This is a genomic window from Azospirillum sp. B21 (genome assembly GCF_008364825.1).
In the GTDB taxonomy this organism is placed as follows: Bacteria; Pseudomonadota; Alphaproteobacteria; order Azospirillales; family Azospirillaceae; genus Azospirillum.
Window position 1 is genome coordinate 236,009 of the sequence record NZ_VTTO01000003.1, and the last position, 25,916, is coordinate 261,924.

Below are 25,916 nucleotides of genomic sequence, written 5' to 3' on the forward strand. Positions count from 1 at the left end.
AGGGGCGTTGCGGAATGTGACAGATTTCGGTTGACACGCCGGCCAAGCCCCTGGGGCTTCGAACGGAAGTTTATCGTTATAGATCAATCCCTTAACAGAAATGCCTGATTTTTGGGCAAACACCACGGGAGCCTTGAATCGCCTAGTGCGAATCGGGGCTGCCCACGGCTTGCCCACACAGTTATCCACAGCCTCTGTGGAGACCGCGGGTTCTGCCGGCGGCCATGGCTTATGACGTGCCCACACAACCGAACTCATACCTTCGATGCCTGTACTTTAGGCAGACAAGCGGCAAGGGGCATGCGCAAGGGGGTAATCGGTTTGGATTTTAGCCAAGCCGGACAAAGCATCCTATAGTTCCCACACCGGTTCCTTCGGTACCCCGACCAATCCAGTTGGCAATACGATTGGATGGCCGGTCGGGTGCGGTCGAACGGGCATGTGGAAGAACAGCCAGAACGGAGTTGCCCATGCGGAGCGTTGTGCGAGGCGTCGCCGGCATGCCGTACCCGGCGGTCCGGTCTGCCGCTATCCGATCTTCCGCTATCCGGTCTGCGACTGTTCGGGCCGATTGGCCGAAGGGTGGTGGCGAGGATGCCGGGCGGCCCCGGCAGGCGGGTGCCATGGCCCTGCTGACCGCCCTGATGGGCCCGTTGTTGGCGGCGTCGGTGTTGGGTGCGCTGATCCTGCATCTGCTGGCCGATCTGGTGGCGCGGCTTCCCGCCTCCGACGCGTTGGGGGCGATGTCGATCATGGCCGGAATGGCGATGGTCCTCGTCACCCTGCTGCCCTTTGCACTGCTGTCGGTCAGGCGGGCGCATCGCGCCTGGGCGGACATGCAGGGTGCATTGCGCCGCTGAGCTTCCACCCGCTCAGGGTTTTGCCTGAACGGTTTTGCCTGAACGGATTACCCCAAAGGCAGGAATCGATTGCCCCCGGGATCGTGCCCGCGTTTAATCGCGGGTATGGACGGCAGGTGGATGGCAAATGGGCGGCACTCGCCCGTTTCCCGGCTGTGCGGGGCGGTTTTCTGGGGGCGCGGGATGGGGCTTTTCGACTTCCTGAAGGTCACGGTGAAGGATCAGAATCCGGCCAAGCCGGCCGGCCGCATGGCGGTCAGCGTCGTAGAGTGCGACGGCAAGAGCTTTCCCATCGTGTCGCTGACGCCCAAGGGCTTCGTCGCCCGTGGCTTCGACGGATCGCTGATCGTCGGGCAGAATGCTCGGGTGTCGGTGCGCGTCGACGATCCGGCCGGCAAATTCGCCTTTGCCGCGACCGTCGCGGTGGTGGAGGTGAAGGGACCCACCTTCGGCGCCACGTGGACGATCTTGCCGCCGGAGGTGGACGGGGCGATCCGGCAATATGCCCAGAACCGCAAGCAGCAGGATGCCAAGAGCGCCCGGTAGGGGCGCCCGGTAGAGCGCTCCCGCTCCTTACTGGCGGTCGGCCGGGGTGCCGTTGGCGGGCGCCGGCATGCCGGCGTTGACGATCTTCGGCAGGGCCAGATTGCGGGCCCGATCCAGCCATTCCGACAATGTGACGAACTCGCAGCCCTTGGCCCGCAGCTCCGCGATCACGCGCGGCAGAGCCTGCGCGGTGCTCGGATAGGTCGAGTGCATCAGGAAGACGTTGCCCGGCATGCCGCCCAGCTTGATCTGGCTGACGATCTTGTCGGCGTTGCGCACCTGCCAGTCGCGCGTATCGACCGACCAGAGGACCGACCCCATGCGCTCCTCGCGCGCGACGGTCAGAAGCTCCTCCGAATAGCGGCCGTAGGGCGGGCGGAACAGCACCGGATTGGCGCCGAATTCCCGAAGGATGCGGTTGGTCTCGGCGATCTCGTACCGTGCGGCCACCGCGTCCATCTTGCGCAGGTCGGAGTGGGTCAGGCTGTGATTGCCGATCTCGTGCCCACCGGCGACGAAATCCTGGATCAGTTCTCCCTGTCGTTCGGCGATGCGGCCGACCGGGAAATAGGTGGCGCGCACGCCCTCCCGGTTCAGGATGTCCAGAACCTGCCGGGTCACCGTGCGGTGCGGCCCATCATCGAAGGTCAGGGCGCAGAGGTTCCAGTTTTCCTTCTTCAGCGTCGCCGGCATCACGTCATAGCGCGAATCCGGCATCACCGAGCGCAGCCGGCCCTTGCGGCGGCTATGCTGCTCGATGTCCGCCATCGTGCGGGCGTCTTCCTCGTTGTAGATGATCAGCCCTTCGGCCGGCGGGATGGCGGCGGCGACCGCCGGGGGCGGGGGCGCCAACGGCGCGGCGGCGGCTGAACCGATCGGCGCCAGGACGGAGGTTGTCGTTCCGGCCGGCGCTTCCGGCTTGGGCGTAGGCTGCGGCTTCGCCTCGGCGGGTGGCGGGGCGGGCGGCGCCACGGCCACGGTCATGGCCGGCGGCTTGGATGCTTCGGTCGCCGCTGGTGCCGGTGCGGTGACCATGGCAGCGGCCGGAGCCTTGGCACCGGAAGTGGCGTTGGCGGGAGCGGCCTTGGTGGCGGCTGGGAGGGGAGTTGCCTGAGCGGGTGTTGCCTGAGCGGGCGTCGTCTGAGCGGGCGTTGCCGAGGCCGGCGGACGGTCGACGATGAGGCAGCCGAAGCCGGCACCGACGATGCGGCGGCACAGCACCTTCGGATCGGTCCCGTTGGCAACCTGGGCGTAGAGCGCCACGCCCCCGGCCTCGCTCTTGCCGTCCAGCAGCGTGACGGTCGCGGTCAGGCCGGCGGCCAGTTCGGGCTGACGCTGCTGCAGGCTCTTCCAGCTCCACCAAGCGTCGCCGTCACGGGAATAGATGCCGAGTTGCAGAACCGGCCCGTTGGCGGGCTTGTCTTCCCCCTTCGCGGGCGCGGCACTGGATTTCTCCGGCTCCGCCTTGGCGACCGGCGGGCGCTGGGGACGGGTGTCGGGCGCGGCGGCGGCCGGCAGGGCAGGCAGGCTGAGAACGCAGGCCAGCAGCGCGGCGCTCATCAGACTGCCACCGAAACGTCCGGTCCGGAGCCCGGCGGCCGAAGCGGCGCCAAGGCCGCGGACGGTGCCGGCTGCTAGGACGGGGGAGGCGATGGAGACGGCGTTCGGCCGGAAGATGCGCAACATATCGGTCCCGTCGCTTGGCCCAGCCACAATTTGCGGGACCGCCGGTGGATCGCGGTGCAATATCATCCCAAAGGTATTAATTCAAACGACAAGCGGCTGAATTGGGGCAATTCGGGCGGATTTCGGGCAGGCGTTGCCATTGGGAAACGGTGGGATGCCGTACGGCCAGGCACGCGGCGCGACCGGCGCGGAAAGACGGGACCGGAACCGGCAGGGCCGTGGCGGGGTTCATTAGGGGAAACCCCAGCCGTGAAGGAGAGGACCCGTATGGCCGAGGATTTGGAAAGCCGCATCCGTCGGCGCGCGCATGAGATTTGGGAACGCGAAGGCCGGCCGGAGGGCCGGGCCGAAGCGAACTGGGAGCTGGCCAGCGAAGAGATCGCGATCCAGGACAATTATCTGAGTACGCTGAAACCCAACCCGGCCGGCGGCCCGGAGGCGACCGCGATGCGGACCGAGCCGGTGGAGCCGGTGCTGGCCATCGCTAACCAGGGCGAACAGCCAGGGCTGGCCGATCAGGGCGACGAGTTCGGAATACCCATGCGCGGAGACCGCGACGTCTGGCCCACGCCGGAGGAAGCGGCCTCTACCGCGGTGCCGCCGAACCGCAGCAAGAAGTCCCGCCGCAGGGCGTAGCCGTCACCGTCCGATCGGATGCCCCGGCCGTCAGGCCGGGGATTTCTCCGTTGCTGCCGGCCCGCCCTCGGCAGTGCCGGACTTGTCCACCGGAGCAGCTGCGCGCCCGGTGTCGGCCGGCTGGGTTGCCGGTGCCGGCGCCGGAGCGGCCGCGGGTGAGATGGCCGGCGCCGCCGCATCGGGTGCGGCCGAGGGAGCCGACGCGGTGGCCGGCGCTTCGTCCAACCGGTCGTAGATGTCCGGATGCAGGCGGACGGCGCCGTCGGCTTCGACGGTCGCGATCCAATAGACGAACTGGACCGGCATCGGCGTCGCCAGCTTCACCCATTGCGGCTGCATTCTATCCAGCATGCGGTCGATCCGCGCGGGCGTCACCGTGGTGCCCTGCAGCAGCAGTTCGGCGAGACGTCGCGGGTCCTCCAGCCGGACGCAGCCGGAGCTGATCGAGCGAAGTTCCCGCGAGAACAGGCGCGGCTCGTTGGTGCCGTGCAGATAGATGTCGTAGGGGTTGGTCAGGTTGAAGCGGAAGCGGCCCAGCGCATTGTGGTCGCCCGGCTGCTGGACGATGCGGACCCGTCCGGGAGTGACGCCGTACCAGTCGACCGTCTCCGGAGCCACCTCCTGCCCGTCGAGATAGACGATGGCGTTCTGGATGCCGGGAACCCCCTTGGCCCGCAGCATCGGCAGCTTGTCTTCCTTCAGGATGGTGGGCGGCACGGTCCAGGTCGGGTTGACGATGATGTGGGTGATGCGATCGGTCAGCAGCGGCGTCTCGCGCGACGGCCGACCGACGATGGCGCGCATCGTCAGCTCCTCCTCTCCGCCGCGGACCAGGGTGGTGGTCTGGTCGGTCAGGTTCACAACCAGCACATCGTCCGGAGCGGTGTCGCGGAAGCTGCGCATGGCCGCCGCGCTCTGCCGCATCAGGCTTGCCGCTTCGGCCGGCGTGCGGTCCAGCGCGGCGCGGGTGCCGGCGCCGACCAGCCCGTCCGGCTTCATCCGCTGCGAAATCTGGAAGGCCTTCACCGCGTGGTCGAGGTCCGTCGTGAAGGTGTCGGACAGCTTGTCGGCCGGCAGCAAGCCGAGTTCCAACAGCCGCTGGGACAGGCGGGCGACCCGCTCCCCTCGGCTTCCCAGCTTGATCGTCCCGCCTTCGCCGATGCGGGTGGAGACCTGGGCGGGAGCGCGGTCAAGTTCCGTAGCGGCGCTGTCCAGCCGGTCGGCCCATTGGGTCAGCGTGTCGCGGTAGGGCAGGGCGTCTGCCGACGCCGGTCCGAGCAGCGCCAGCGCCGTTGCGGCAGCCATAGCCAGGACGGCCAGCTTGCGGGGCCTGCGGAGGTCTGCGGATACGGTCATGTCGGAACCCTCTGTCGCGGCGGGCCTGTTGCATCGGAAGGGGTGCGGCGCGGCCCTTATGATCAATTTATGCAACGCAATAATGGAAGGCGAGGCGTACGGCGCGAAATCTCCGCGAACATTCATCCAGTGTGGCTTTCCCGTCGCCGTCCTATGACCCCGTCTATGCAATAAGGTCACAGTGCAAAATTTTTTGATTGCCTAGTCCGATGACCTTCCCTATACGAATAGCCGTTCGGAGACGCTTCCCGCCAGACGGAGCGCTCCGAAACAGCGTTGGTTACAAGGTTTACACCTAACGTGGGCGCCAAGCGACCCGCCAGACGCCAAACGGCCACATCGTAGAACGGCCAAAACGCAAAACGACGAGGTTCGGGGATGCTTTTGGGGGATGACGAGCGTGCCGCTCCGGCCATGGGGCGGCGCGGGTTCCTGGGTTTTGCCGCCGCGGCGGTGTCTGCGGCCGTTCCGGTCGCATCGGGGATGGTGACGAGCGTCGCGGCCAGGGTCGTGACGGGTGGTGTGGTCAGCGGCATAACCGCGGCTCCGGTCCTTCTGGGATCGGGTTCGGCCGAAGCGGCGCCTCTGGCCGGGGGTGTCCGGCGCCTCAGCCTTCACAACATCAATACCAACGAGCGCTTTGACGGTGTGTATTGGGCCGACGGCCATTACAAGCCCGATGCCCTGCGCAAACTGGACGTGCTCCTGCGCGATCACCGTGCCAAGCAGGTCTGCCATTACGACCCGCGCCTGTTCGATTTGCTCGCCCGCGTGCACCAGAGCGTCGGGTCCGACGATCCCTTCGAAGTGATCTGCGGCTTCCGCTCCCGCCGCACCAATGCAATGGCGCGCCGCCGGTCGCGCGGGGTGGCGAAGGAAAGCTACCATACCCGCGGCATGGCCATCGACATCCGCCTTCCTGACACGCAGCTGCGCGCCATTTCCGAGACGGCCAAGGCCATGCAGGGTGGCGGCGTCGGCTTCTACCCGCGCAGTGGTTTCGTCCACCTCGATGTCGGCCCCGTGCGCAGCTGGTAAGATCGCGCTCCAGCGCTCGCGTCCTGCCGATTTTGAGCAGTCGAACTGAAAAGCCCCGCATCAGGCGATGCGGGGCTTTTCGTATAGGTCGACGCGAAAACTCACCGCATTGCCGAAACTGGAAACGGCCGTCTTTCGTCAACTGCGGGGCGACGGTTTGGACGCGCGGAGGATGTCGGTAGGGTCCCACACCGCACCATGGCGGCGGCGCTTCCCCTTGCCTTTGCCCGATGCATCGGCCGATCCGGCCGCTTTGATCCGCGGCGTGTCACTGCGGACCGCCCGGCTCGAGGCGCGGGTTCCATCCGCCTCGATCATCGTGCCTGTGGCCGCGCTGCTCCAGCCATCACTCTGGCCGGGGCCGCCGGACGGCGGAGCGCCATCGAAGGACGGCGGTTCCCCATCATCGTCGACATCCTCGCCGGAGCCCTCCGGTGGTTCCCTGATTTCAGGGGAAAGGGCAGAGAGCAGCGACAGCAGCTCGTCCGACACATGAGAGGGAGCGGCACGCCACAGGCGCAGCAGTCGCGCCTCGCGCCGGCTGATCTGCGTGTCGTTGTCGTCGGATTCCTCGAAGCCGCGGCGGCGGCGTGATGCATCGGGATCGTTGTAGGTGTCGAAGAAGAAGCTGACCGGAACGTCCAGGACTTGGCCCAGGCGATAGAGAGTTCCGGCGGAAATGCGGTTGGATCCGCGTTCGTATTTCTGGACCTGCTGAAAGGTCAGGCCGATGGCCTCGCCCAGCTTTTCCTGGCTCATCCCCAGCAAGGTCCGGCGCATCCGCACGCGCTGCCCGACATGGGCATCCACAGACCAGGACTCCGGCGATCCGCGTCGTCCTCTTTTGCGCGCCGTCGGCTCACTCATGTCCATTGGTCTCCGATAGCCAGTCTTCCATCGCCTCTCTTTGCGAGAATGAAAAGATTGTTTGCACGTTCTTTTCCGATTTTCAAGAGAAAACTTTTGAATATTGGTATGTGGGCGCCATATTCCGATAGGTATCGGTGGTGTAGAAACATTCGCAGGAGTTGCTTTGTTACAGGTTTGAATTATTCCCGGCGTTGGCAGAGTCAATTCCGCAAACGCTTTGTCCACACCCTACACCCATCCCTTGGCGGAAATCTCCGTGTCTTTCGACTCACCCAGTGGTTGGATCGATAGCTTACGAAATTCAGCCGTCAACCGTTCGAAACCAGACGGGATTAGAACTGCTACAAATGGTGATGGCAAACCTTCTGGTTGCGGCAAATAATCATGCGCAAGCGAAGCAATCTTTGATATGACTCAGGCCGATACAGGTCGTCACGCGCCGCCGTGCTCATGGCAAAGTGCTGAATCGTTGGTCAGGGAAGCGTTAATAGATAATTAACCATATTATTCGGCTCTGCGGAGAGGGTTCCGGCTCCGGATTCACCGGCGATTCGGCCGTGATGCGTGACTATCCGTATCGGCCTTGACGGCGTCCTTCCTTCGGACAGGTGTCGGCGCAGCGGCGGTACCGGGTGCCCAAGGCCCGCCGGGGGCGGCGAACGCCTCCACATGGTCGCGCAGCTTCTGGACCTGGGAAGGCGTGACGCTGCGGCCGAAGCGCGACTTCAACAGGGCGGCGAGCGCCCCGCGTGTCGGCCGGCCGCCGCCTGCCGAGAGGGTGCGATAGACGACGAAGGCCTCGGCATAGAGCCGGACACGTTCAGGCCGGCGGCGCAACTGCACGGCCTGCGCGTCGATGCTCCGTTCCAGATGAAGCGTCAGGCGCCGGGCGGCCTCGGCCTCGGTCAGGTCGGGCAGGGGAACCGCAGGGGAGCCGGGCGGTTCGGGACGGCCTATGGACTCGCGCAGACGGCGCCGGCGCTGGCGCTCGCGGTCGCCGGCGCGCAGCCGCTCGGCATAGGCGGGATCAGCCCCGCGGCGTTCGGTGCGGTTGCGGTTGGAGCGTGCGGCGCGCTCGGCCTCGCGCGCTCTCGCCGCCGGATCGCGCAGCAGGAAGGCGAGTTCTTCGGCGGTCAGCCGGTGCTCCTCCTCCGGTGCGGGGAGGGGAGGGGCCGAAGGAGGATCGTCGGTGCCGCCATCGCTGTCCATCCAAGGGCAACGTTCCGCTTCCGCTTCTGGTTCCACCGATGCCACACTTCCATGCGGCGCCACGGATGTTCTCCCGCATGGAGTATGAGGGAGATTTCATGTCCGGGCGCCACTCCGCCCGTGCTAGACAGAGCCGGACCGAACCGGGCCGGCGCCCCGCCGCATCCGGCCAGAGTCTCGTGCCCCGTGCCATTGTGGAATCAGACCGACCATGACCCCCCGGCAAGCCCTTCAGCAGCGCCTTGCGGCCCTGGATGCCCATCTGCGCGCGGAAAACCCCAATCTGCTGCCGGTCCTTCCGACCTTCCGTGCCTTCGACCGGATCCTGGCCGGGCTGGGTCTGATAGACCGTCATGAATCGCTGACCACCCGCATTCCCTGGTGGCCGATGGTCGCGGTGCTCGGCACATTCTCGGCCGGCAAGTCGACCTTCCTCAACGGCTATCTCGGCGAGACCCTGCAGAACACCGGCAACCAGGCGGTCGACGACAAGTTCACCGTCATCTGCCACGGGCCGGAGACGCGGAAGGAGGCGCTGCCGGGCACCGCGCTGAACGCCGACCCGCGCTTTCCCTTCTACCGCATCGCCGACGAGATCGAGAAGGTGGCGGCCGGCGAAGGCAAGCGGATCGACAATTACCTGCAGCTGAAGACGCTGGCCGGACCGCGCACCAAGGGCAAGATCTTCATCGATTCGCCCGGTTTCGACGCCGACGACCAGCGCCGCTCCGTCCTGCGGCTGGTCGACCATATCGTCGAGCTGTCGGACCTCGTGCTGGTCTTCTTCGACGCCCGCCATCCCGAACCGGGCGCCATGCAGGACACGCTGCGCCATCTGGTCGCCAAGACGGTGAACCGCGCCGACGCCCGCAAGGTCTGCTACATCCTGAACCAAGTCGACACCACGGCCAAGGAAGACAATCTGGAGGCGGTTTTCGGCGCCTGGCAGCGGGCGATCGCCCAGGCCGGGCTGGTGTCGGGCCGCTTCTACGCCATCTACGACCAGCGTTCCGCCGTCGCCATCGAGGACGACGGCCGCCGTGCCCGCTACGAGGCGCGGCGCGACCATGACCTTGCCGAACTCCACACCCGCATCAACGAGGTGGAGGTCGCGCGGGCCTATCGCATCATCGGCTCCATCGACAGCCTGACCAAGGAGCTTGAGGGCGAGGTGATCCCCAAGCTGCGCGAGGCGATGGCGGCATGGCGCCGGCGGGTGCTGATCGGCGACGCGGTTTGGGGCGTCCTCCTTCTGACGCTGCTGGGAACCGTCGTGCAGACGATGGGCGGCGGGTTCGGCGCCTTGCTCGGCTGGATGTTCGACAATCCCGACGGCGGTGTGCCGCTGCGCCTGGTCGGCACCGTCCTGCTGGTGGGCGGGCTGTTCCTGGCCGGCCATTTCAAGATCCGGCAATTCTTCGCCGGCCGCGTCGCCACGGGCTTGGACGAACGGTTCGGCGACGTCGACTTGAACCTGCGGCAGGCCTTCCTCGCCAACACCCGCTTCTTCCGCTCGATCTTCGCCAAGCAGCCGGCGGGCTGGGGCGGCAGGGCGCGCAAGGCGATCTTCGCCATCCGCGAGGCCACGGCGGTCCATGTCCAGCGGATCAACGACCTCTACACCGACCCGGCCGGCCGCCGCGCGCGGGAGGCTGCTTCCACCCCCGCCACCGCCGCGGAGTGACCGGGGAACGCCGGCCGCTCTTTACAGGATCACGGAAAGGCCGTTAGATCCCTGGACCTTGAGGACGATGGCCAACGGTCCGCGAAGGGGCGGGAGAGTGCAGGAATGGGTGTTCGATCGGCGGGCGGAAAGGTCGTGGGGAGGGCCGGCGCTGCCATGCGGGCCGTCGTTCCGGCTGTCGCGTTGCTGCTTGCTGCGCCGACCGCCGGACAGGCGCTGGAATCCGCAACCGAGCCTGCTCCGGCCCCCTACACCGGCCTCGACCTGGTGACCGGCGGCGATTACGCACCCTATACGGGGGAGGAACTGCCGGGCGGCGGGCTGGTGACCGATCTGGCCCGCCGGGCCTTCGCGGTGTCCGGCCGCCATTACGATGTTCGGTTCATGCCGTGGAAGCGCGGTTACGACGGGGTGGTCGCCGGCCGCTTCCTGGCCACCTTTCCCTATGTCCGCACGCCGGAACGGGAGCAGGAGGTGCTGTTCTCCGACCCGGTGATCGAGGTGCGGCAGTTCGTCTACATGTCGAACCGTACGGCGATGACTTTTGATGGGCGGTTGGTGCGTGGCCCCCGCGGCCTGGAGGGGTTCCGCGGCCGAACCGTTTGCCAAGCGGTGGGCTATGCCCTGCCGCCGGAGCTGGAGGCGCTGGTCGGGCAGGGGCAGCTGGCGCGGCAGACCCCATCCGACCTGGGGGCCTGCGTGCGCATGGTGGCGACCGGGCGGGCCGATGCCCTCGTCATCGACGAGTACAGCGCCGCCGCAGCCATCGCCCGATCCGGACTGGCCGACGACATCCGGGTTTCGGACCACCCCTATGCCGTCGTCACCTTCCATCTGGTGATCGGGCGTGCCACGCCGGGAGCCGAGACGACGCTCGCCGCCTTCAACGACGGGCTCAAGGCGTTGAAGGCGCAGGGCGTCTATCGCGAACTGCTGTCCGGCCACACCGTTCCGCCACCCCCCTGAGCCCCGGCGGTTCGCCGGCGCGGACGGGATGGGCGCCAAGCGGGGCGGGGGCCTGTGCCACGCTTTTCCGCGGCCAAGGCCCGCGTCGCCATGGACAGGACGGTGCTTCGTGCTATAAACGCGCGGTTTCGATCATGGAAAAGGGGCGCGGGCCGTGGCCATCGACGCGTCGATTCTGGTCCTCAATGGGCCGAACCTCAACATGCTGGGCGTGCGGGAGCCGCAAATCTACGGGTCGATGACCCTGGACGATCTGGAGGCCGCCTGCCACGAGCGTGCCGATCAGCTGGGTCTGACCGTGGATTTCCGGCAATCCAACCACGAAGGCGAACTGGTCTCGTGGATTCAGCAGGCCCGCACGGAGAATGACGGCATCGTCATCAACGCCGGCGCCTACACCCACACCTCGGTCGCGATCATGGACAGTCTGATCCTGTCGGAACTGCCGGTGATCGAGGTCCATCTGTCGAACATCTTCAAGCGCGAGCCGGTCCGCCATCACTCCTACATCTCGCCGGTGGCGAGGGGGATGATCTGCGGGTTCGGGCCGCACGGGTATCTTCTGGCGCTGGACGCCATCGCGAACATCATCGACCGCGATTAAGGAAACGGGAACGACTGACATCATGGCGAGCTTCGACATCGACGGCGATCTGGTCCGCAAGCTGGCGGACCTCCTGCGTGAGACGGGCTTGAGCGAGATCGAGTTCGCCGAGGGCGAAAAGCGCATCCGCGTCACCCGGCCGACCGCCGCCCAGACGGTCGCCGTCCAGGCCGCCCCGGTCCTGACGGCCGCCCCGGTCGCCGCCGCGGCGGCTCCGGCGGGCAAGCCGGTGAGCCATCCGGGTGCGGTGACCTCGCCGATGGTCGGCACCGCCTATCTGGCGGCCGAGCCGGGCGGCACGCCCTTCGTCCGTCCGGGCGACGTGGTCAAGGCCGGCCAGACCATCATGATCATCGAGGCGATGAAGGTCATGAACCCGATCAAGGCCCCGCGCGGCGGCACGGTCGCCGAAGTGCTGGTGTCCGACGCCCAGCCGGTCGAATTCGGCGAAGTTCTCCTCATCATCGAGTAAGCGGGGCATTCCCTTGGCGATGTTCGAAAAGGTCCTGATCGCGAACCGTGGTGAGATCGCTCTGCGCATCCACCGCGCCTGCCGCGAGATGGGGATCCAGACCGTGGCGGTGCATTCCACCGCCGACGCCGACGCCATGCACGTCCGCCTCGCCGACGAGAGCGTGTGCATCGGTCCGGCGTCTGCGCGTGAGAGCTACCTCAACATCCCGGCCATCCTGTCGGCGGCGTCGATCACCAATGCCGACGCCATCCATCCCGGCATCGGCTTCCTGTCCGAAAACGCTCAGTTCGCCGAGATGGTGGAGGAGCACGGCTTCACCTTCATCGGCCCGACGCCGGAGCATATCCGGATCATGGGCGACAAGGTCACCGCCAAGAAGACGGTGATGGAGCAGGGTCTGCCGGTGGTGCCCGGATCCGACGGCCCGGTGACGACGCTGGAAGAGGCCGAGAAGGTCGCCCACGAGACCGGCTATCCGGTGCTCATCAAGGCGGCGGCCGGCGGCGGCGGAAAGGGCATGAAGGTCGCCCGCAACCCCGACCAGCTGAAGGAAGCCTATCAGTTGGCCCGTGGCGAGGCGCGCGCCGCCTTCGGCAACGACGAGGTCTATCTGGAGAAGTATCTCGGCCATCCGCGGCACATCGAGATCCAACTCCTGGGCGACACCCACGGCGCCTGCGTGCATTTCGGCGAGCGCGACTGCTCCGTCCAGCGCCGGCACCAGAAGGTGATCGAGGAGGCGCCGAGCCCGGCCCTGAACGCCGAGCAGCGCGAGTATATCGGCGCCCTCGCGGCCAAGACCGCGGCGGCCATCGGCTACCGCGGCGTCGGCACGATGGAGTTCCTGTTCGAGGATGGGCAGTTCTATTTCATCGAAATGAACACCCGCCTGCAGGTGGAACACACCATCACCGAGATGATCACCGGCATCGATCTGGTCCGCGAGCAGATCCGCGTCGCCGCCGGTGCGCCGCTGGGCTATGGCCAGCCGGACATCCGTTTCGAAGGCCACGCCATCGAGTGCCGCGTGAACGCCGAGAATCCGGAGACCTTCATGCCGTCGCCGGGCAAGATCGACGGCTACCACGCGCCGGGCGGCCTGGGCGTCCGCGTCGATTCGGCGCTGTATGACGGCTACCGCGTGCCGTCGCATTACGACAGCCTGATCGCCAAGCTGGTCGTCCACGGCACCACCCGCAACGAGTGCCTGATGCGGCTGCGCCGTTCGATCGAGGAGTATGTGATCGGCGGCATCCAGACCACGCTGCCGCTGCATGACCGCATCATCGCCCAGCAGGCCTTCATCGATGGCAATTACGACATCCATTGGCTGGAACAGCTGATGGCGAAGTCCTGACCAGCTGCCGGGTCCAACTGTATAGCGAAAGATGCTGCGACAATCCGTCGCGGTTCTAAAGCCCCTCCCTCAAGTCGAGAGAGGGGCTTTTTCTTTATAAGATCTTTCTTTTAAAAGAGAGCCGCCACCATAGTGGTGCGATTGATATTTTGCATTTTAGGAATTCGGCTGCTCTCTCGCGTTTCTATTCGCAAACTGCGAGGCCGGCTGCATTTCCCGACGATTGCCGGTGCATGCCTGTCGCTGTACGGGTCTTGGAGTTCATAGGGGTTTTCCCCAAAGGCCGTTCTCGGGTCCGGCTGTTGTGCATGGCACGCCTCTTGCTCTTTTGATCTGGGTCAGTGCGGACCGGCATCCACCCAGGGTAGATGAACAGGCTCCCCGCTCTCCGTACCCAGCAATCGCCCGGTCCGGCGGTGTCGCGCCGTCCTGTTCGTGCCCCTCTGTCTCAAGCCCCCCTGTCCCAAGCCCATTGTTCGACGAGGCCCCGTCCATGCGCGTGAACGAACCGATCACCGACCGCGAAATCGTGATGGAAGACGGCGTCCTGCTGGTGTCGCGTACCGACACCGGCGGGCGCATCGCCTTCGTCAACAAGGCCTTTGTCGACATCAGCGGCTATACGGAGGCCGAACTGATCGGCGCGCCGCATAACCTGATCCGCCACCCCCACATGCCGAAGGAGGCCTTCGCCGACTTGTGGGCGACGATCAAGGATGGGCGGCCGTGGGAAGGGTTGGTGAAGAACCGCACCAAGTCCGGCGACTTCTACTGGGTGCGTGCCAACGTCACGCCGGTGATCGAGGACGGCAAGGTGACCGGCTTCATCTCCATCCGCACCAAGCCCTCGCGCGAGCAGGTGGCGGCGACGGAGCGGCTCTATGCCGACATCCGCGAGGGCCGGGCGCGCCATTTGACGGTGCGTGACGGGCAGGCGGTGGGCCGTGGCGCCGGCGCGGCGTTCCGGCACTGGTCGGCGAGCGTGACCGGCCGGCTGACCCTGATCTTCTCCTTCATGATCCTGGCGATGCTTGCGGTCGGTGGCGTCACCCTGCGCGGCATGGCCGACAGCAACGCCTCGCTGAAGACGGTGTACGAGGATCGGACGGTGCCGGCGGTGCAGATCGGCGAGATTCTGGACCACATGCGCGACAATGTGCAGACGCTGCAGCGCCTGATCATCGACACCCGCGACGGCACCGACGCGAAGGTGATGGCGGGGCGCGATGCGCGGATCACCGACAACATTGCCACCATCGACCGGCTGTGGGCGGATTATCTCACCACATATCTGACGCCGGAGGAGAAGACGCTGGCGGAACGTTTCGCCAAGCAGCGCGCCGCCTTCCTGAACGAAGGCTTGCGGCCTGCGGTGGAACTGGCGCGCCAGGGCGATTCGCTGCGGCTGGAGGTTCTGGTCCGCGACCGCGTCGAACCGCTGTTCCAGGCCGCCTTCCAGACCAACAAGAACCTGCTGCAACTGCAGCTGGCCGTCGCCAAAGCCGAGTATGATGGGGCGTTGGAGGATTTCCAGTGGCATCTGGTGTTCGCCATGGTCGCCGGGATGGGCGTGCTGGCGGCGGCGGTGCTGTGCGGGCTTCTGCTTCTGCGCACGGTGCGCCGTCCGTTGGCCGACTTCTCCGGTGATTTCGACGCCATCGCCCGAAACGACCAGACCCACATCATCGACCTGCCGGCGGCGGCCGAGTTCCATCCCGTCGCCGGCCAGTTGCGCGGGCTGAAGGCCCGGCTCTGCTACGCCGTGCAGGAGCGTGTCGAGCGCGCCCGGCAGGCGGACGAGGAGCGGCGCCGCGCGCTGGAGGCCATGGCCTCCACCGTGGAGCGCGAGGCCGGCCGCGCGGTGGAGGAGGTGGCCCAGCGAACCGGCGCCATGGCCAACGAAGCCGAAGGCATGTCCGGTTCCGCCGAGCGGGTCAGCATCAACGCCCAGACCGTGGCGTCCGCCGCCGGTCAGGCGCTGGCCAATGCCCAGACCGTCGCCGCCGCCAGCGAGCAGCTGGCCGCGTCGATCCGCGAAATCTCGTCGCAGATCGCCCATTCCAGCGCGGTAACCCGCCGCGCGGTGGAAAGCGGCCACCACACCCAGACCACCATCCGCTCGCTCTCGGAAACGGTGGCGAAGGTGGGCGACGTGGTGAACCTGATCCAGTCCATCGCCGGCCAGACCAACCTGCTGGCGCTGAACGCCACCATCGAGGCGGCGCGGGCGGGGGAGGCCGGAAAGGGCTTCGCCGTCGTGGCGCAGGAGGTGAAGAACCTCGCCAACCAGACCGCGTCCTCGACCGAGGAGATCACCCGCCAGATCACCGCCATCCAGGCCGTGACCGACGAGGCCGTGAAGGCGGTGGAGGAGATCGGCGACACCATCGCCGAGATCGACCACATCTCCGGGTCCATCGCAGCCGCGATGGAGGAGCAGTCGGCTGCCACCCAGGAAATCAGCCGCAACGTGGTGGAGACCTCCACCGCCGCGCAGGAGGTGTCGTTCCGCATCGCCGCCGTGTCCGAGGAAGCCGACCGCACCGGCGAACAGGCGACCCAGGTCAAGAATGGCTCGGGCGATGTCGCCCGCTCCATCGAGGATCTGCGACAGGTTCTGGTGCGCATCGTCCGCACCTCCACCGGCGATGCCGACCGCCGGCGCAAGCCGCGCTATCAGGTGGAAGAGACCGGGACGCTTCTGATCGGCAGCGATCGCCTGGCGGTGACCGTCCGCAACCTGTCCATCGGCGGCGCCATGATCGATCCGGTGACCGCAACCGACGGCCGTTCGCTCGCCGGCACCATCGGCCATCTGCGCCTCGACCGCTACGGGGCGGAGGCTGCGGTCGTGGTCAAGGCGGTGGAACACAACCGCATCCATTTGGCCTTCGAGACGGATAGCATGCCGCGGGACTTCAGCCGGGCCGTGGAAATCGCCACCAAGGATCGCGCACCCGTCGATGTGGCCGCCTGAACTGTTCAGCGGCATCCCATCATTCAGCATTGGTAATGGTTAAGCATCTTCTTCTTCCCGGTTGGTGAGGACTGCAGCCCTGTGACAATTTCGCCGGGGATTACTTCAGGGTTGAAGGAGTATGCTTGCCGTACTGCCGGGAGATGCGCGGTTTTCCGCAGCTCCTTCCGGATGAATGGAAACGAGGTCCGACCGCAACCATGGTCGAAGCAACCACACTCGAAGCAACCACACTGCGTCCCCTCTTGGATCCCGGCGCGACGGCCGGCACCGCCGCGCCGAAGCTCCGCACCCGCCTGAAATGGCGTCGCGGCAGGCTGGCCACGGCGGTGCCGCGCCTGCATCTGGCGACCGACGCCGCCGGCGACGGGATCTGGGACTGGGATCTCGCGACCGATGCGGTCTGGTACAGCCCGGGTTGGCAGACGATGCTGGGCTTCTCGCCGGGCGAGGTGACTCCGCATCTCGATTTCTGGTGCTCCCGCGTCCATCCCGAAGACCTGCCGCTGGCCCAGGCGGCGCTCCAGGCGCATTTATCCGGCGAACGGCCATTCTACGAATGCGAGCACCGTATCCGCGCCAAATCGGGGGACTGGCTGTGGATCCTCGACCGCGGACGGGTGGTGTCCTGGGATGCGGAGGGCCGGCCGCGCCGCATGATCGGGACCCATGTCGACGTCACCGCCCGCAAGCGGATGGAGGAGGAGCTTGCCGAAAGCCGGCTGCAGCTTGACGCCATCCTCGACAATGCCCCGGTCGGCGTGCTGCTGGTCGACGGCGACCGGGTGATCCGCCGGGTCAACAAGGCGGCGGCCGCCACCTTCCGGTACCGGATGGAGGACATCGTCGGCTGCAGCTCCCGCATCATCTACGGCGATGACGGGGTGTTCGAGGATGTGGGTCGGCGCGCCTATCCGCGCATGCAGTCGGGTGGCCAGTTCGACGAGGAGGTGGCGATGCGCCGGGCCGACGGCACCGACATCCGCTGCCGCCTGATCGGCCGGCCGGTGAAGACGGGCGACCCTGCACGCGGTTTCGTCTGGGTGGTGGAGGACGTTACGGTGCGCTGGCGCGCCGAACAGGCGCTGAACGACCGCGCCGGATTCCAGCGGGTGCTGCTGGACACGGTGCCGGTGCCGATCTTCGTCCAGGACGTCATGGGCCATTACGTGGACGCCAACGACGCCTTCGAACGCTGGATGGGCATCGACCGGCAGGCCCTGTTCGGCCGCACCGTCTTCGACCTCGCCCCGCCGCATGTCGCCGAGGCCGACGAGGCGGTCGACAAGGCGCTGCTGGCCGACCAGAAGCCGCAGAGCTACGAAACCCAGCTGCGCTGCGCCGACGGAACGCTGCGCGACGTGCTGTTCTCCAAAGCCGTCTATTGCCGCACCGGCGGCAAGCCGGCCGGCATCGTCGGCGCGGTGATGGACATCAGCGAGCGCAAGCATGCCGAGCAGGCATTGCTGGAGCGACAGCAGCTGTTCGAGCAGATCTTCGTCGCCAGCTGCGCGGTGAAGCTGCTGGTCGACCCGGCAGACGGGAGGATCGTCGATGCCAACCCGGCGGCGGCGGAGTTCTACGGCCATCCGCTCGACCGGCTGCGCAGCATGCACATCCACGACATCAACGTGGCGCCGCGCGGGGAGGTGGAGCGGGAGCTGCAACAGGCCCACAACGCCGAACGCAAGCATTTCCAGTTCCGCCATCGGCTGGCCTCCGGCGACGTCCGCGACGTCGAGGTCTATATCAGCAACATCGTCGTCCATGGCCGCACGCTGCTGATGTCGCTGATCCACGACATCACCGAACGCTGCATCGCGGAGGAGGCACTGCGCGGCAAGACCAGCGAGTTGGAGCGATCCAACGCCGAACTGGAGGCCTTCGCCTATGTCGCCTCCCACGACCTGCGCCAGCCGCTGCGCGTCATCACCAGCTACCTGACCCTGCTGGAGCGGGGCTTGGGCAAGTCGCTGAACGAGGAGGGCCGGGAGTGCATCGACTTCGCCCGCGACGGCGCCCAGCGCATGGACCGGCTGATCGTCGACCTGCTGGAGTATTCGCGGGTCGGGCGCAAGGCCAAGCCATTCCGGCCGGTGCCGCTGGACGAACCGCTGCGGCTGGCTCTGCTGAACCTGGAGGTCGCGGTCCAGGATGCCGGGGCCACGGTCACGGTGGGCGGGCCGGACGGCGCCGCGCTTCCGGTGGTGGCCGGTGACGACAACGAGTTGATGCGGCTGTTCCAGAACCTGATCGGCAATGCGGTGAAATACCGCGAACCCGGCCGCCCGCCGGTGGTGCGCGTCACCGTGGCTTCCGGCCGGGCTTCGGGCCGGCAGGGCGGTGCGCCGGTGGTGCGCATCGACATTCGCGACAACGGCATCGGCATCGCCGCGGAGGACCGCGACCGCGTCTTCGGCATCTTCCAGCGGCTGCACCGCCGCGACGAGTATGAGGGCACGGGCGTCGGGCTGGCGGTCTGCAAGAAGGTGGTCGAGCATCACGGCGGCCGGCTGTGGGTGGAAGGCCCGCCGGACGACGACCTGCGCGATGCGGACGGGCGCCCCTGCGGCAGCCTGTTCCGCATGGTCCTGCCGGCCATGGCGGACGTGACCGGCGAGGCATGTGACCGGCGATGACGGCGGAGCCCCTGATCGCGCCGCGCCCGCCGGTGCCGGCCGTTCTGCGCCGCCTGATCGCGGGCGGCCAGCGGATTTGGAAGGCCGCCGCCGTCCAGGCTGCGGTGACGCTGGTGCTTGCGCTGGCCTATCTGTGGATGGGCGACGTCTATATCCGCGTCCTGGTGGCCGAACACCGGGCGAATGCGGCGCTCACCGCCTCGTCGATGGCCAGCACACTGTCCAGCGCGCTGAACGAGCGTCTGGCGCTGGTCCGCGGCCTGACCGCCTTCGTCGAGGTCGCGGCCGCGGCAGGCAGCCTCACCGAACAGTTCCCGCGCTATGCGGAAGGGCTGCGGCGCTCGGTGGTGGGGGTGCGCAACATCTCCGCCGCCCCCGACTTCGTCGTCCGCATCGTCTATCCGGTCGAGGGCAACGAGAAGGTGCTGGGCAACGATCTGCTGAAGGACGCGCGGCCCGGATTCGCCGAAACGGTGCAGCGCGCCATCATCAGCCGCGACGTGACCATCCACGGTCCGGTCGCCCTGCTCCAGGGCGGGCAGGGGCTGATCGCCCGACAGATCGTCTACGGGCCGGGCAAGCCCTGGGGAGCGGTCGGTCTGGTGTTCGATGTCGGCGCCATCCTCGGCGAGGTGCGTTTCGACCGGGTGCCGCCGCATCTGGGCTTCGCCGTCGTGACCGACATCGGCCAGCAGGTGGCGGGCGACGCGCTGGCTCTGAAGGGCGATCCGCTGGTCGAGCGGATCAACCTGCCGGACGGCCATTGGGAACTGGCGCTGGCTCCGCGCACCAGCTGGGAGGGTCTCGCCTATGCCGACCCGACCTTCCGCGGATTCCAGGCGGCCTTCCTGCTGCTGGCCCTGCTGATCGAGGCGCTGACCTTCATGGCGGTCAGCCGCCGCCACACGCTGGAACGGCAGGTCGACCTGCGCACCGCCGAGTTGGGACGGGCCAAGAACGAGCTGGAGCAGTTCGCCTACGCCACCGCCCACGACCTGCAGGAGCCGTTGCGCGCAATCGCCAGCTATGCCCAGCTTCTGGAGAAGCAGCAGAGGGGCAAGCTGGACGAGGAGAGCGCCGGCTTCATCCGCGAGATCGTCGACGGGGCCGGGCGGCTGAAGATGCTGCTGCGCGACGTCCAGCTTTTCCTGGCGGAGGACCGGGTGCCGCTCGGCTGCGGCACGGTCGCGGCCGGAGACGCGCTGCAGGCGGCGCTGACCGCGCTGAAGCGGCGCATCGCCGATGCCGGCGCCACCGTCACCGTGGGCGAACTGCCGGCGGTGCAGGCGGACGAGCGGCGCCTGCGCGAGATCTTCATCGTGCTGATCGCCAATGCGGTCGAATACCGCCACCCCTACCGCGCGGCGGAGGTGCATGTCTCCGGCCGGCGGATTGACGGCTATGACGTGATCGACGTGCGCGACAACGGCATCGGCATCGAGCCGCGCTACCGCGACCAGATCTTTGAGGTGTTCCGCCGCCTGCATTCGCGCGACGAGCATCCCGGCACCGGGATGGGGCTCGCAATCGCCCGCAAGATGGTGGAGCGGCTGGGCGGCCGGATCACCGTCGTCTCCAGCCCCGGCGTCGGCAGCACCTTTTCCATCCATCTGCCCCATCCCGCCTTCCGAGGATTCCCCTGATGCAGGACCTGACGACTCCCTTCGAGATCCTGCTGGTCGAGGACGACCCGGCCGATGCCGGCCTCGCCAAGCGTGCGCTGCGCGACGGCCGCATCCTGTGCAACGTCGGCCATGTCCGCGACGGCGTGGAGGCGATGGAGTATCTGCGCCGCCAGGGTCCCTTCGCCGGTGCCACCCGGCCCGACCTGATCCTGCTGGACCTGAACATGCCGCGCATGGACGGCCGCGAGGTCCTGCAGGAGCTGAAGGCGGACGAGGAGTTGAAGACCATTCCGGTGGTGATCCTCACCACCTCCGACGTCGACCGCGACGTGAACGCCAGCTATCTGCTGGGTGCCAACAGCTTCATCACCAAGCCGATGGACATGGACGCCTTCTTCGATGCGGTGAAGAGCATCGAGGAATACTGGTTCCGCGTCGTCCGGCTGCCACGGTGAAGGAGGCCAGACATGTCCATCGCCTTACCGGCCAAGCCCGCCCAGTCCCACAGCCCCGAGCCGGAGGAGGGACGCACCGTCATCCTGCTGGTCGAGGATGACGACGCCGATGCGCGTCTGGTGACCCGCTCGCTGACGCCCTATGCCCGCCGCTCCACCGTGGCGCGCGCCACCTCGCTGAAGGAGGCGCGGGCCTGGCTGCACCGCAACGCCTGCGACGTCGTGCTGCTCGACCTGTCGCTGCCCGACAGCTTCGGGCTGGAGACGGTGACCCGCCTGCATGCCGACGCGCCGTCGCTGCCGCTGGTGGTGCTGACCGGCTATGACGACGAGGATTTCGCGCTGGAGATCCTGGCCCACGGCGCCCAGGACTATCTGGTGAAGGGGCAGACCGACGGGCCGCTGATGTGGCGCGCCGTCCAGCACGCCATGGCCCGCAAGCGGCTGGAGGAGGAGCTGCGCCTGTCGGAGGAGCGGCTGCAGGGCATCATCGGGCTGGCGCAGGACGCCATCCTGACCACCGACGAGAACCTGAACATCACCCTGTTCAACCGGGCGGCGGAAAGCCTGTTCGGCTACGATGCCGACGACATCCTGGGGCGGCCGCTGTCGCTGCTGATCCCCGAGCGCTTCCGTCCCGACCACGAGGCCCACATCGCCGGATTCGCCGCGTCGGAGATGCAGGCGCAGGTGATGACCAACCGGCGCGAGGTGCAGGGGCTGACCGCCGACGGACGGGAGTTCCCGGCCGAGGTGTCGATCGCCAAGCTGCACCATGCCCGCGGCCTGCTGTTCACCGCCGTCATCCGCGACGTGTCGGAGCGCATGCGGGTGGAGAGCGAACTTCGCCGCATGGCGACCACCGATCCGCTGACCGGGCTGAACAACCGCCGCCGCTTCATGGAACTGGCGGAGGTCGAGATGGCGCGGCTGCGCCGCTATGGCCGGCCGGTGTCGGTGCTGATGCTGGACATCGACCGCTTCAAGGCGATCAACGACACCCATGGCCATGCCGTCGGGGATCGGGCGCTGGTCCGGCTGGCGGAGGTCTGCCGCGCCGAATTGCGCGACACCGACCATGTCGGCCGGGTGGGCGGAGAGGAGTTCGCGATCATCCTGCCCGAAACCCCGCTGGAGTCGGCGACCGAGGTGGCGGAACGGCTGCGCCAGCGTCTGGCCCTGGCCGACGTGGCGCTGCAGTCAGGCGGCCAATCCGGCGGCGGGACGCTGCGCATGACGGTCAGCATCGGCGTCGCCATGTGCGGTGACGAGGACGCCAGCATCGAGCGCGCACTGGGCCGCGCCGACCGCGCGCTGTACGAGGCGAAATCGCTGGGTCGCAACCGCGTCGTCGTCAGCGACGGCTATCCCGGCCCGGCCTTCGCAACCGCATCCATCCCCACCTCCATCCCCACATCCATCGCGAGCTGACGGCATGTCAGAGGAAAAATGGCCGAAGGAATGATGACGGACACCTCCGGCCAGGACGGGGTGCTGCTGGTCTCCGGCGACGCGTTGCGCATACGGCAGCTCGCCATCGCGCTGGGCGGCATTCCCCCGCGGGTTGATACGGTCGAAGCGGCGCTGGACCGTCTGCGCGGCGTTGCAGCGGCCGGCGACGGCGTAGTCGTGATCGACGCCGCCGGCAGTGTCGCCGATGTCGCCCCCGGTCATGCCGCGGTCGAGGCGCTGGTCCGGCTGGACCCGGTCCCTGCCGTTCTGGTCCTGTTGCCGGATGGGCAAGAGGAGGTTGCGGCATCCTTCATCGCGGCCGGCGCGCAGGATGCGCTGCCAGTCGGTGATGCAGCCGCCCTGCGCCGCGCCATAGCTGCCGCCCGTCGGCGGCAGGCACGGGAAAACCGCCTGCGTGCGGCTCTGGCCGGGGCGGAGCGGGCAGGGGGCGAGGCGGCGGCGCTGTTCGACGACGCCGCCGCCGCGGTGGAGGCGGCGCTCGATCCCATACTGGCGCTGACCGCCGCTGCGCTGGAATCGCCGCTGCTGCCGAGCCAGCTGGACCGGCTGACCGGCGTCCGGACGGCGGGCAACACGCTGCGCGCGACGCTGTCGGCCCTGCGTTCGGCGAAGCCGGGAATCCAGGCGGTGGAGACGCTGACCCTTGGCGATCTGGCGGCCGGCGCGAAGGCGGTCGCGGTGGAGGGGGGCGCCGACCAACGGTTCATCGGCGATGCGGGCGGGTTGCGCTCCCTACTGGTCCTCCTGACGGCGGAGACGGGGGCGGAGCTGTCGCTGTCTCTTCAGCCGGCGGGGGAGGCGGCCGAGTTGATCCTCCGCCGCCGGGGTGTGCCGCGGCTGCGCCCGCTGGCGCTGGCGGTGGCCGGACCGCAAGTCCGGCGGCTGGGGGGGCGCCTGCTTGCGGACGGCGACGCCGGCGAATGGCTGACCGCCCGAATTCCCGTTCAACTGCCGGCTCGTCCCGTTGCTCCACCGGCCGCCCTTTCGGTCCTGCTGGTGGAGGACAACCCGATCGGCCGGCTGGTTGCCGCCGGCTTCTTCAAGGCGCTGGGCCATGCGGTGACGACGGCGGAGGACGGAGCCCAAGGCGTCGCCGCGGCGACCGAACGGCGGTTCGACCTGATCGTGATGGACGTGCAGATGCCGGTGATGGACGGCCATGAGGCATCGCGGGCCATCCGTGCGCTGCCGGGCGAGGCGGGCCGCGTGCCGATCGTGGCGCTGACCGCCGGCACGGATGCCGAGGATGACGCCCAGTGCCGCGCTGCCGGGATGGACGACTGCCTGCACAAGCCGCTGACCATGGATCGGTTGGGCGCTGTGCTGGAGCGGCTGTTCCCCGGACGCATTCCGCGGGGCGGCTGATGCCGGCCCGATACAAGTCGTCGAAAATTTTACAGACCTAAAACCATATTCCACCTGACGGTAACCGGCCTTCGGTTGCCCGCCGCCGGCTCGGACGGTATCAGTGGAAAGCGGCGAATTGGCTGGAGGATCGGGGATGGATATGCAGACGATCGACTACTCCCTGCACCGCATTCTGGTCGTCGAGGACCAGCCCTTCGTCCGCCGCACCATCGTCCAGATTCTGGGCCAGATCGGCTTCCGCGACGTCGCCGAGGCCGACAATGGCGAGTCGGCGATGTACGAGTGCATCCGCGTCAACCCCGACCTGATCGTCTGCGACATCGACATGAAGCCGGTCTCCGGCCTTCAGTTCCTGGCCCATCTGCGCGCCAGCACCGAGGCTGCCAATCCGCGCGCTCCGGTGGTCTTCCTGACCAACCACACCGAATCCGAGATCGTGAAACAGGCAATGGCGCTGGGCGTCAACGGCTTCGTGGTCAAACCCCCATCCTTCGCCGCGCTGAAGGAGCGGATGGACAGGCTGCTGGGGGGACGGTGAGGCTCCGTACGGTCATTCCGACGCTTGCGCTTATTCTGACGGCCTGCTCCGGTGAGCCGTCGGAGGGCGACATGCGCAAGCTGGTGGAGATGCACACCCGCCGCATGCTGGAGCGGCAGGGCAATGCCGCCTTCCGCGCCTTCGACAATTTCCGCAAGCAGGGCTGCGTCGAAGCGAAGCTGAAGAACGGGCAGGACGGCAGCGGGCAGTATGACTGTTACTACGCCGCCACCTTCGTGCCGCAGCCGGGGCAGCAACCGCTGACCGTCAACGGCAAGGGGCGCTTCCGCCGCACCGACAAGGGAATGGCCTTCGAGGATCTGGGCGCCCAGCCGCGCTGAAGCCCTTCAGCTGTTGCGGGCAAGGCGTGACAGGGTCGCCAGCGGATCGCCGGCCTCCTCGCCGAAGCAGACCTCCACATCGTCGCACACCTCGCAATTGGGCGATTTGCACAGCATCAGCCCCTCGCGCTCGCAAAGCTGCCGGTAGAAGAACTTCTTCCACTTCATGTCGCCGGCATTCAGCGCCACCAGCGCCGGGAAATGGCGGCGGAACATCGTGTTCAGTTCGCCACGGTCGTGGAACCCCATATCCTGCCACAGATGGTTCGGCGCCAACGACCGGCGGGCCAGGATGGCGGCCAGCCAGCGCTCCTCATCCGTGCCGCGCGCGCCATGGTCGATCAGGAAGGCGCGCAGGTCGGCCTCCTCGATGGCATCCTCGCCGGCTTCCGCCTCATCGGGGAGGGATGCGACGGCAGCTGTAAATTGCGGGGCGTGGCGGGCCGCCATCTCCGCAAGGTCGGCCTTGCTCAGTGCGAGCGTCTGGGGCATCGTCCGCGCCTCATCTGCGGCGGCAAGCGCCAGGATGCGGCCGAAGATCATGCGGTCGGCAGCGGGATCGTCCGGGTCCGTGCAATCCGGAGCGCAGGCAGGCGAATGGGCTGAGAGCTTGGACATGTCCATCTCCACCGGCTGGAAGCACCCGCGACGCCTGCTATCCTGACCCAGGATGCTGCATGTGCGAAAGACGCTCTCCCAACCGGCGGCCTGCGGCATTGCGCCGCATCATTCAGGACGGGCATGCATCTCCTCGGCGAAGCGCTCGAAGAATGCGGCGAGCACCCGATCGGTCTTGGCCTGGACCAGCTTCACCGCCAGCCGGCCGACGGCCCCGCCCAGCGCAACCGTCAGGCTGTAGGTCAGCAGGGTGCGCCCGCCGTCATCCTCCTCCAGGACCACCTGCGCCTCGCCCTTCACGGCGCCGGCCAGCCCGCCGTTGCCCTGGGCGACCAGCCGGTAGCGGTGGATGCCATCCTCCGGCTCCAGTTTCAGCCGGCCGGAGAAGCGCGCCTTCATCGGCCCCAGCGTGGTGCGCACCCGCGCGGCGTAGTCGGTGGCGGACAGCCGCTCCATCTCTTCCAGCACGGGGATGCAGCGCATCAGCACCGCCGGGTCGCAGAGCGCCGCGAACACGCGGTCGCGCGGCCCGGGGACGCTGTGGGTACCGGTGATGTCCATGCGCCGTCTTCCTCTTTCGCAGTCCCGCAAGGTC

The 25,916-nt window shown here is 67.5% G+C and carries 22 protein-coding genes and 1 pseudogene; 17 read left to right on the top strand and 6 right to left on the bottom strand.

From position 1 onward, the window contains the following. Positions 1–623: 623 nt before the first annotated feature. Positions 624–860, top strand: a complete 237-nt coding sequence (locus tag FZ983_RS09365; protein ID WP_149223291.1) for a hypothetical protein — start codon at positions 624–626, stop codon at positions 858–860. Between the two features lie 183 nt (positions 861–1,043). Continuing rightward, entirely contained in the window at positions 1,044–1,406 is a 363-nt protein-coding gene (locus FZ983_RS09370) for a hypothetical protein (RefSeq protein ID WP_149223292.1), read from the top strand. A 27-nt stretch (positions 1,407–1,433) separates the two neighbouring features. On the opposite strand, the gene FZ983_RS09375 is transcribed toward FZ983_RS09370, so the two are convergent. Further along, positions 1,434–3,092: a polysaccharide deacetylase family protein gene (locus FZ983_RS09375; protein WP_149223293.1), complete on the bottom strand. Its 1,659-nt coding sequence runs from the start codon at positions 3,090–3,092 to the stop codon at positions 1,434–1,436. A 267-nt stretch (positions 3,093–3,359) separates the two neighbouring features. Between FZ983_RS09375 and FZ983_RS09380 the strand changes: the two genes are divergently transcribed. Beyond that, a complete protein-coding gene (locus tag FZ983_RS09380) occupies positions 3,360–3,728 on the top strand; it encodes a DUF2934 domain-containing protein (RefSeq protein WP_149223294.1) in 369 nt (122 codons plus the stop codon). A 30-nt stretch (positions 3,729–3,758) separates the two neighbouring features. Here the strand turns inward: FZ983_RS09380 and FZ983_RS09385 are convergent, their stop codons facing one another. Beyond that, a complete protein-coding gene (locus FZ983_RS09385) occupies positions 3,759–5,084 on the bottom strand; it encodes a L,D-transpeptidase family protein (RefSeq protein ID WP_149223295.1) in 1,326 nt (441 codons plus the stop codon). Positions 5,085–5,462: 378 nt separating this feature from the next. Here FZ983_RS09385 and FZ983_RS09390 point away from each other — a divergent pair, with 378 nt between their 5' ends. Continuing rightward, positions 5,463–6,122 carry a DUF882 domain-containing protein gene (locus FZ983_RS09390; RefSeq protein WP_149223296.1) on the top strand — a complete coding sequence of 220 codons (660 nt, stop codon included), beginning with the start codon at positions 5,463–5,465 and terminating at the stop codon, positions 6,120–6,122. 615 nt (positions 6,123–6,737) lie between these two features. Here FZ983_RS09390 and FZ983_RS09395 read toward each other — a convergent pair. Together FZ983_RS09395 and FZ983_RS09400 are read right to left on the bottom strand one after the other, a co-directional pair. After that, positions 6,738–6,989, bottom strand: a pseudogene (locus tag FZ983_RS09395) (helix-turn-helix transcriptional regulator); the annotation flags it as partial. A gap of 543 nt (positions 6,990–7,532) precedes the next feature. Beyond that, positions 7,533–8,201, bottom strand: a complete 669-nt coding sequence (locus FZ983_RS09400; RefSeq protein WP_149223297.1) for a hypothetical protein — start codon at positions 8,199–8,201, stop codon at positions 7,533–7,535. Positions 8,202–8,412: 211 nt separating this feature from the next. On the opposite strand from FZ983_RS09400, the gene FZ983_RS09405 reads away from it, so the two are divergent. From FZ983_RS09405 to FZ983_RS09465, 13 genes are all read left to right on the top strand, one after another. Beyond that, positions 8,413–9,885: a dynamin family protein gene (locus FZ983_RS09405; protein ID WP_149223298.1), complete on the top strand. Its 1,473-nt coding sequence runs from the start codon at positions 8,413–8,415 to the stop codon at positions 9,883–9,885. A 156-nt stretch (positions 9,886–10,041) separates the two neighbouring features. Next, entirely contained in the window at positions 10,042–10,851 is an 810-nt protein-coding gene (locus FZ983_RS09410; RefSeq protein ID WP_247883686.1) for a transporter substrate-binding domain-containing protein, read from the top strand. Positions 10,852–11,005: 154 nt separating this feature from the next. Then, on the top strand, positions 11,006–11,455 hold the full coding sequence (gene aroQ / locus FZ983_RS09415) for a type II 3-dehydroquinate dehydratase (protein WP_014247329.1): 450 nt from the start codon (positions 11,006–11,008) through the stop codon (positions 11,453–11,455). A gap of 22 nt (positions 11,456–11,477) precedes the next feature. After that, on the top strand, positions 11,478–11,927 hold the full coding sequence (locus FZ983_RS09420) for an acetyl-CoA carboxylase biotin carboxyl carrier protein subunit (protein ID WP_149223300.1): 450 nt from the start codon (positions 11,478–11,480) through the stop codon (positions 11,925–11,927). Between the two features lie 19 nt (positions 11,928–11,946). Continuing rightward, positions 11,947–13,287 (top strand): acetyl-CoA carboxylase biotin carboxylase subunit, encoded by a 1,341-nt coding sequence (gene accC, locus FZ983_RS09425; protein ID WP_149223610.1) that lies wholly within the window; start codon positions 11,947–11,949, stop codon positions 13,285–13,287. A 493-nt stretch (positions 13,288–13,780) separates the two neighbouring features. Beyond that, positions 13,781–16,264 carry a methyl-accepting chemotaxis protein gene (locus tag FZ983_RS09430; protein WP_149223301.1) on the top strand — a complete coding sequence of 828 codons (2,484 nt, stop codon included), beginning with the start codon at positions 13,781–13,783 and terminating at the stop codon, positions 16,262–16,264. A gap of 200 nt (positions 16,265–16,464) precedes the next feature. Beyond that, positions 16,465–18,903: a PAS domain S-box protein gene (locus FZ983_RS09435; RefSeq protein ID WP_188092279.1), complete on the top strand. Its 2,439-nt coding sequence runs from the start codon at positions 16,465–16,467 to the stop codon at positions 18,901–18,903. Beyond that, positions 18,900–20,546, top strand: a complete 1,647-nt coding sequence (locus tag FZ983_RS09440; protein WP_149223303.1) for an ATP-binding protein — start codon at positions 18,900–18,902, stop codon at positions 20,544–20,546. The genes FZ983_RS09435 and FZ983_RS09440 overlap by 4 nt, the downstream gene beginning before the upstream one ends. Beyond that, complete coding sequence (locus tag FZ983_RS09445) at positions 20,546–20,983, top strand: response regulator (protein WP_014247336.1); 438 nt, start codon at positions 20,546–20,548, stop codon at positions 20,981–20,983. Before FZ983_RS09440 ends, FZ983_RS09445 begins: the two co-directional genes overlap by 1 nt. Positions 20,984–20,995: 12 nt before the next feature. Further along, positions 20,996–22,414 (top strand): diguanylate cyclase, encoded by a 1,419-nt coding sequence (locus FZ983_RS09450; protein WP_149223304.1) that lies wholly within the window; start codon positions 20,996–20,998, stop codon positions 22,412–22,414. Positions 22,415–22,444: 30 nt separating this feature from the next. Then, complete coding sequence (locus FZ983_RS09455; protein ID WP_211102884.1) at positions 22,445–23,821, top strand: response regulator; 1,377 nt, start codon at positions 22,445–22,447, stop codon at positions 23,819–23,821. Between the two features lie 136 nt (positions 23,822–23,957). Beyond that, on the top strand, positions 23,958–24,362 hold the full coding sequence (locus tag FZ983_RS09460; protein ID WP_149223306.1) for a response regulator: 405 nt from the start codon (positions 23,958–23,960) through the stop codon (positions 24,360–24,362). Between the two features lie 71 nt (positions 24,363–24,433). After that, positions 24,434–24,703, top strand: coding sequence for a hypothetical protein (locus FZ983_RS09465; RefSeq protein WP_247883687.1), 270 nt, complete (start codon positions 24,434–24,436; stop codon positions 24,701–24,703). A 6-nt stretch (positions 24,704–24,709) separates the two neighbouring features. Here the strand turns inward: FZ983_RS09465 and FZ983_RS09470 are convergent, their stop codons facing one another. Together FZ983_RS09470 and FZ983_RS09475 are read right to left on the bottom strand one after the other, a co-directional pair. Continuing rightward, on the bottom strand, positions 24,710–25,321 hold the full coding sequence (locus FZ983_RS09470; RefSeq protein ID WP_149223308.1) for a nitrogen fixation protein NifQ: 612 nt from the start codon (positions 25,319–25,321) through the stop codon (positions 24,710–24,712). A 108-nt stretch (positions 25,322–25,429) separates the two neighbouring features. Continuing rightward, positions 25,430–25,882 (bottom strand): carbon monoxide dehydrogenase subunit G, encoded by a 453-nt coding sequence (locus FZ983_RS09475; RefSeq protein ID WP_149223309.1) that lies wholly within the window; start codon positions 25,880–25,882, stop codon positions 25,430–25,432. Positions 25,883–25,916: the final 34 nt, after the last annotated feature.

Coding starts and splice junctions, on each gene's coding strand:
- FZ983_RS09365 (WP_149223291.1), top strand. CDS start 624: ATGGCCCTGCTGACCGCCCTGATGGGCCCGTTGTTGGCGGCGTCGGTG.
- FZ983_RS09370 (WP_149223292.1), top strand. CDS start 1,044: ATGGGGCTTTTCGACTTCCTGAAGGTCACGGTGAAGGATCAGAATCCG.
- FZ983_RS09375 (WP_149223293.1), bottom strand. CDS start 3,092: ATGTTGCGCATCTTCCGGCCGAACGCCGTCTCCATCGCCTCCCCCGTC.
- FZ983_RS09380 (WP_149223294.1), top strand. CDS start 3,360: ATGGCCGAGGATTTGGAAAGCCGCATCCGTCGGCGCGCGCATGAGATT.
- FZ983_RS09385 (WP_149223295.1), bottom strand. CDS start 5,084: ATGACCGTATCCGCAGACCTCCGCAGGCCCCGCAAGCTGGCCGTCCTG.
- FZ983_RS09390 (WP_149223296.1), top strand. CDS start 5,463: ATGCTTTTGGGGGATGACGAGCGTGCCGCTCCGGCCATGGGGCGGCGC.
- FZ983_RS09400 (WP_149223297.1), bottom strand. CDS start 8,201: ATGGACAGCGATGGCGGCACCGACGATCCTCCTTCGGCCCCTCCCCTC.
- FZ983_RS09405 (WP_149223298.1), top strand. CDS start 8,413: ATGACCCCCCGGCAAGCCCTTCAGCAGCGCCTTGCGGCCCTGGATGCC.
- FZ983_RS09410 (WP_247883686.1), top strand. CDS start 10,042: ATGCGGGCCGTCGTTCCGGCTGTCGCGTTGCTGCTTGCTGCGCCGACC.
- FZ983_RS09420 (WP_149223300.1), top strand. CDS start 11,478: ATGGCGAGCTTCGACATCGACGGCGATCTGGTCCGCAAGCTGGCGGAC.
- accC (WP_149223610.1), top strand. CDS start 11,947: ATGTTCGAAAAGGTCCTGATCGCGAACCGTGGTGAGATCGCTCTGCGC.
- FZ983_RS09430 (WP_149223301.1), top strand. CDS start 13,781: ATGCGCGTGAACGAACCGATCACCGACCGCGAAATCGTGATGGAAGAC.
- FZ983_RS09435 (WP_188092279.1), top strand. CDS start 16,465: ATGGTCGAAGCAACCACACTCGAAGCAACCACACTGCGTCCCCTCTTG.
- FZ983_RS09440 (WP_149223303.1), top strand. CDS start 18,900: ATGACGGCGGAGCCCCTGATCGCGCCGCGCCCGCCGGTGCCGGCCGTT.
- FZ983_RS09445 (WP_014247336.1), top strand. CDS start 20,546: ATGCAGGACCTGACGACTCCCTTCGAGATCCTGCTGGTCGAGGACGAC.
- FZ983_RS09450 (WP_149223304.1), top strand. CDS start 20,996: ATGTCCATCGCCTTACCGGCCAAGCCCGCCCAGTCCCACAGCCCCGAG.
- FZ983_RS09455 (WP_211102884.1), top strand. CDS start 22,445: ATGATGACGGACACCTCCGGCCAGGACGGGGTGCTGCTGGTCTCCGGC.
- FZ983_RS09460 (WP_149223306.1), top strand. CDS start 23,958: ATGGATATGCAGACGATCGACTACTCCCTGCACCGCATTCTGGTCGTC.
- FZ983_RS09465 (WP_247883687.1), top strand. CDS start 24,434: ATGCGCAAGCTGGTGGAGATGCACACCCGCCGCATGCTGGAGCGGCAG.
- FZ983_RS09470 (WP_149223308.1), bottom strand. CDS start 25,321: ATGTCCAAGCTCTCAGCCCATTCGCCTGCCTGCGCTCCGGATTGCACG.
- FZ983_RS09475 (WP_149223309.1), bottom strand. CDS start 25,882: ATGGACATCACCGGTACCCACAGCGTCCCCGGGCCGCGCGACCGCGTG.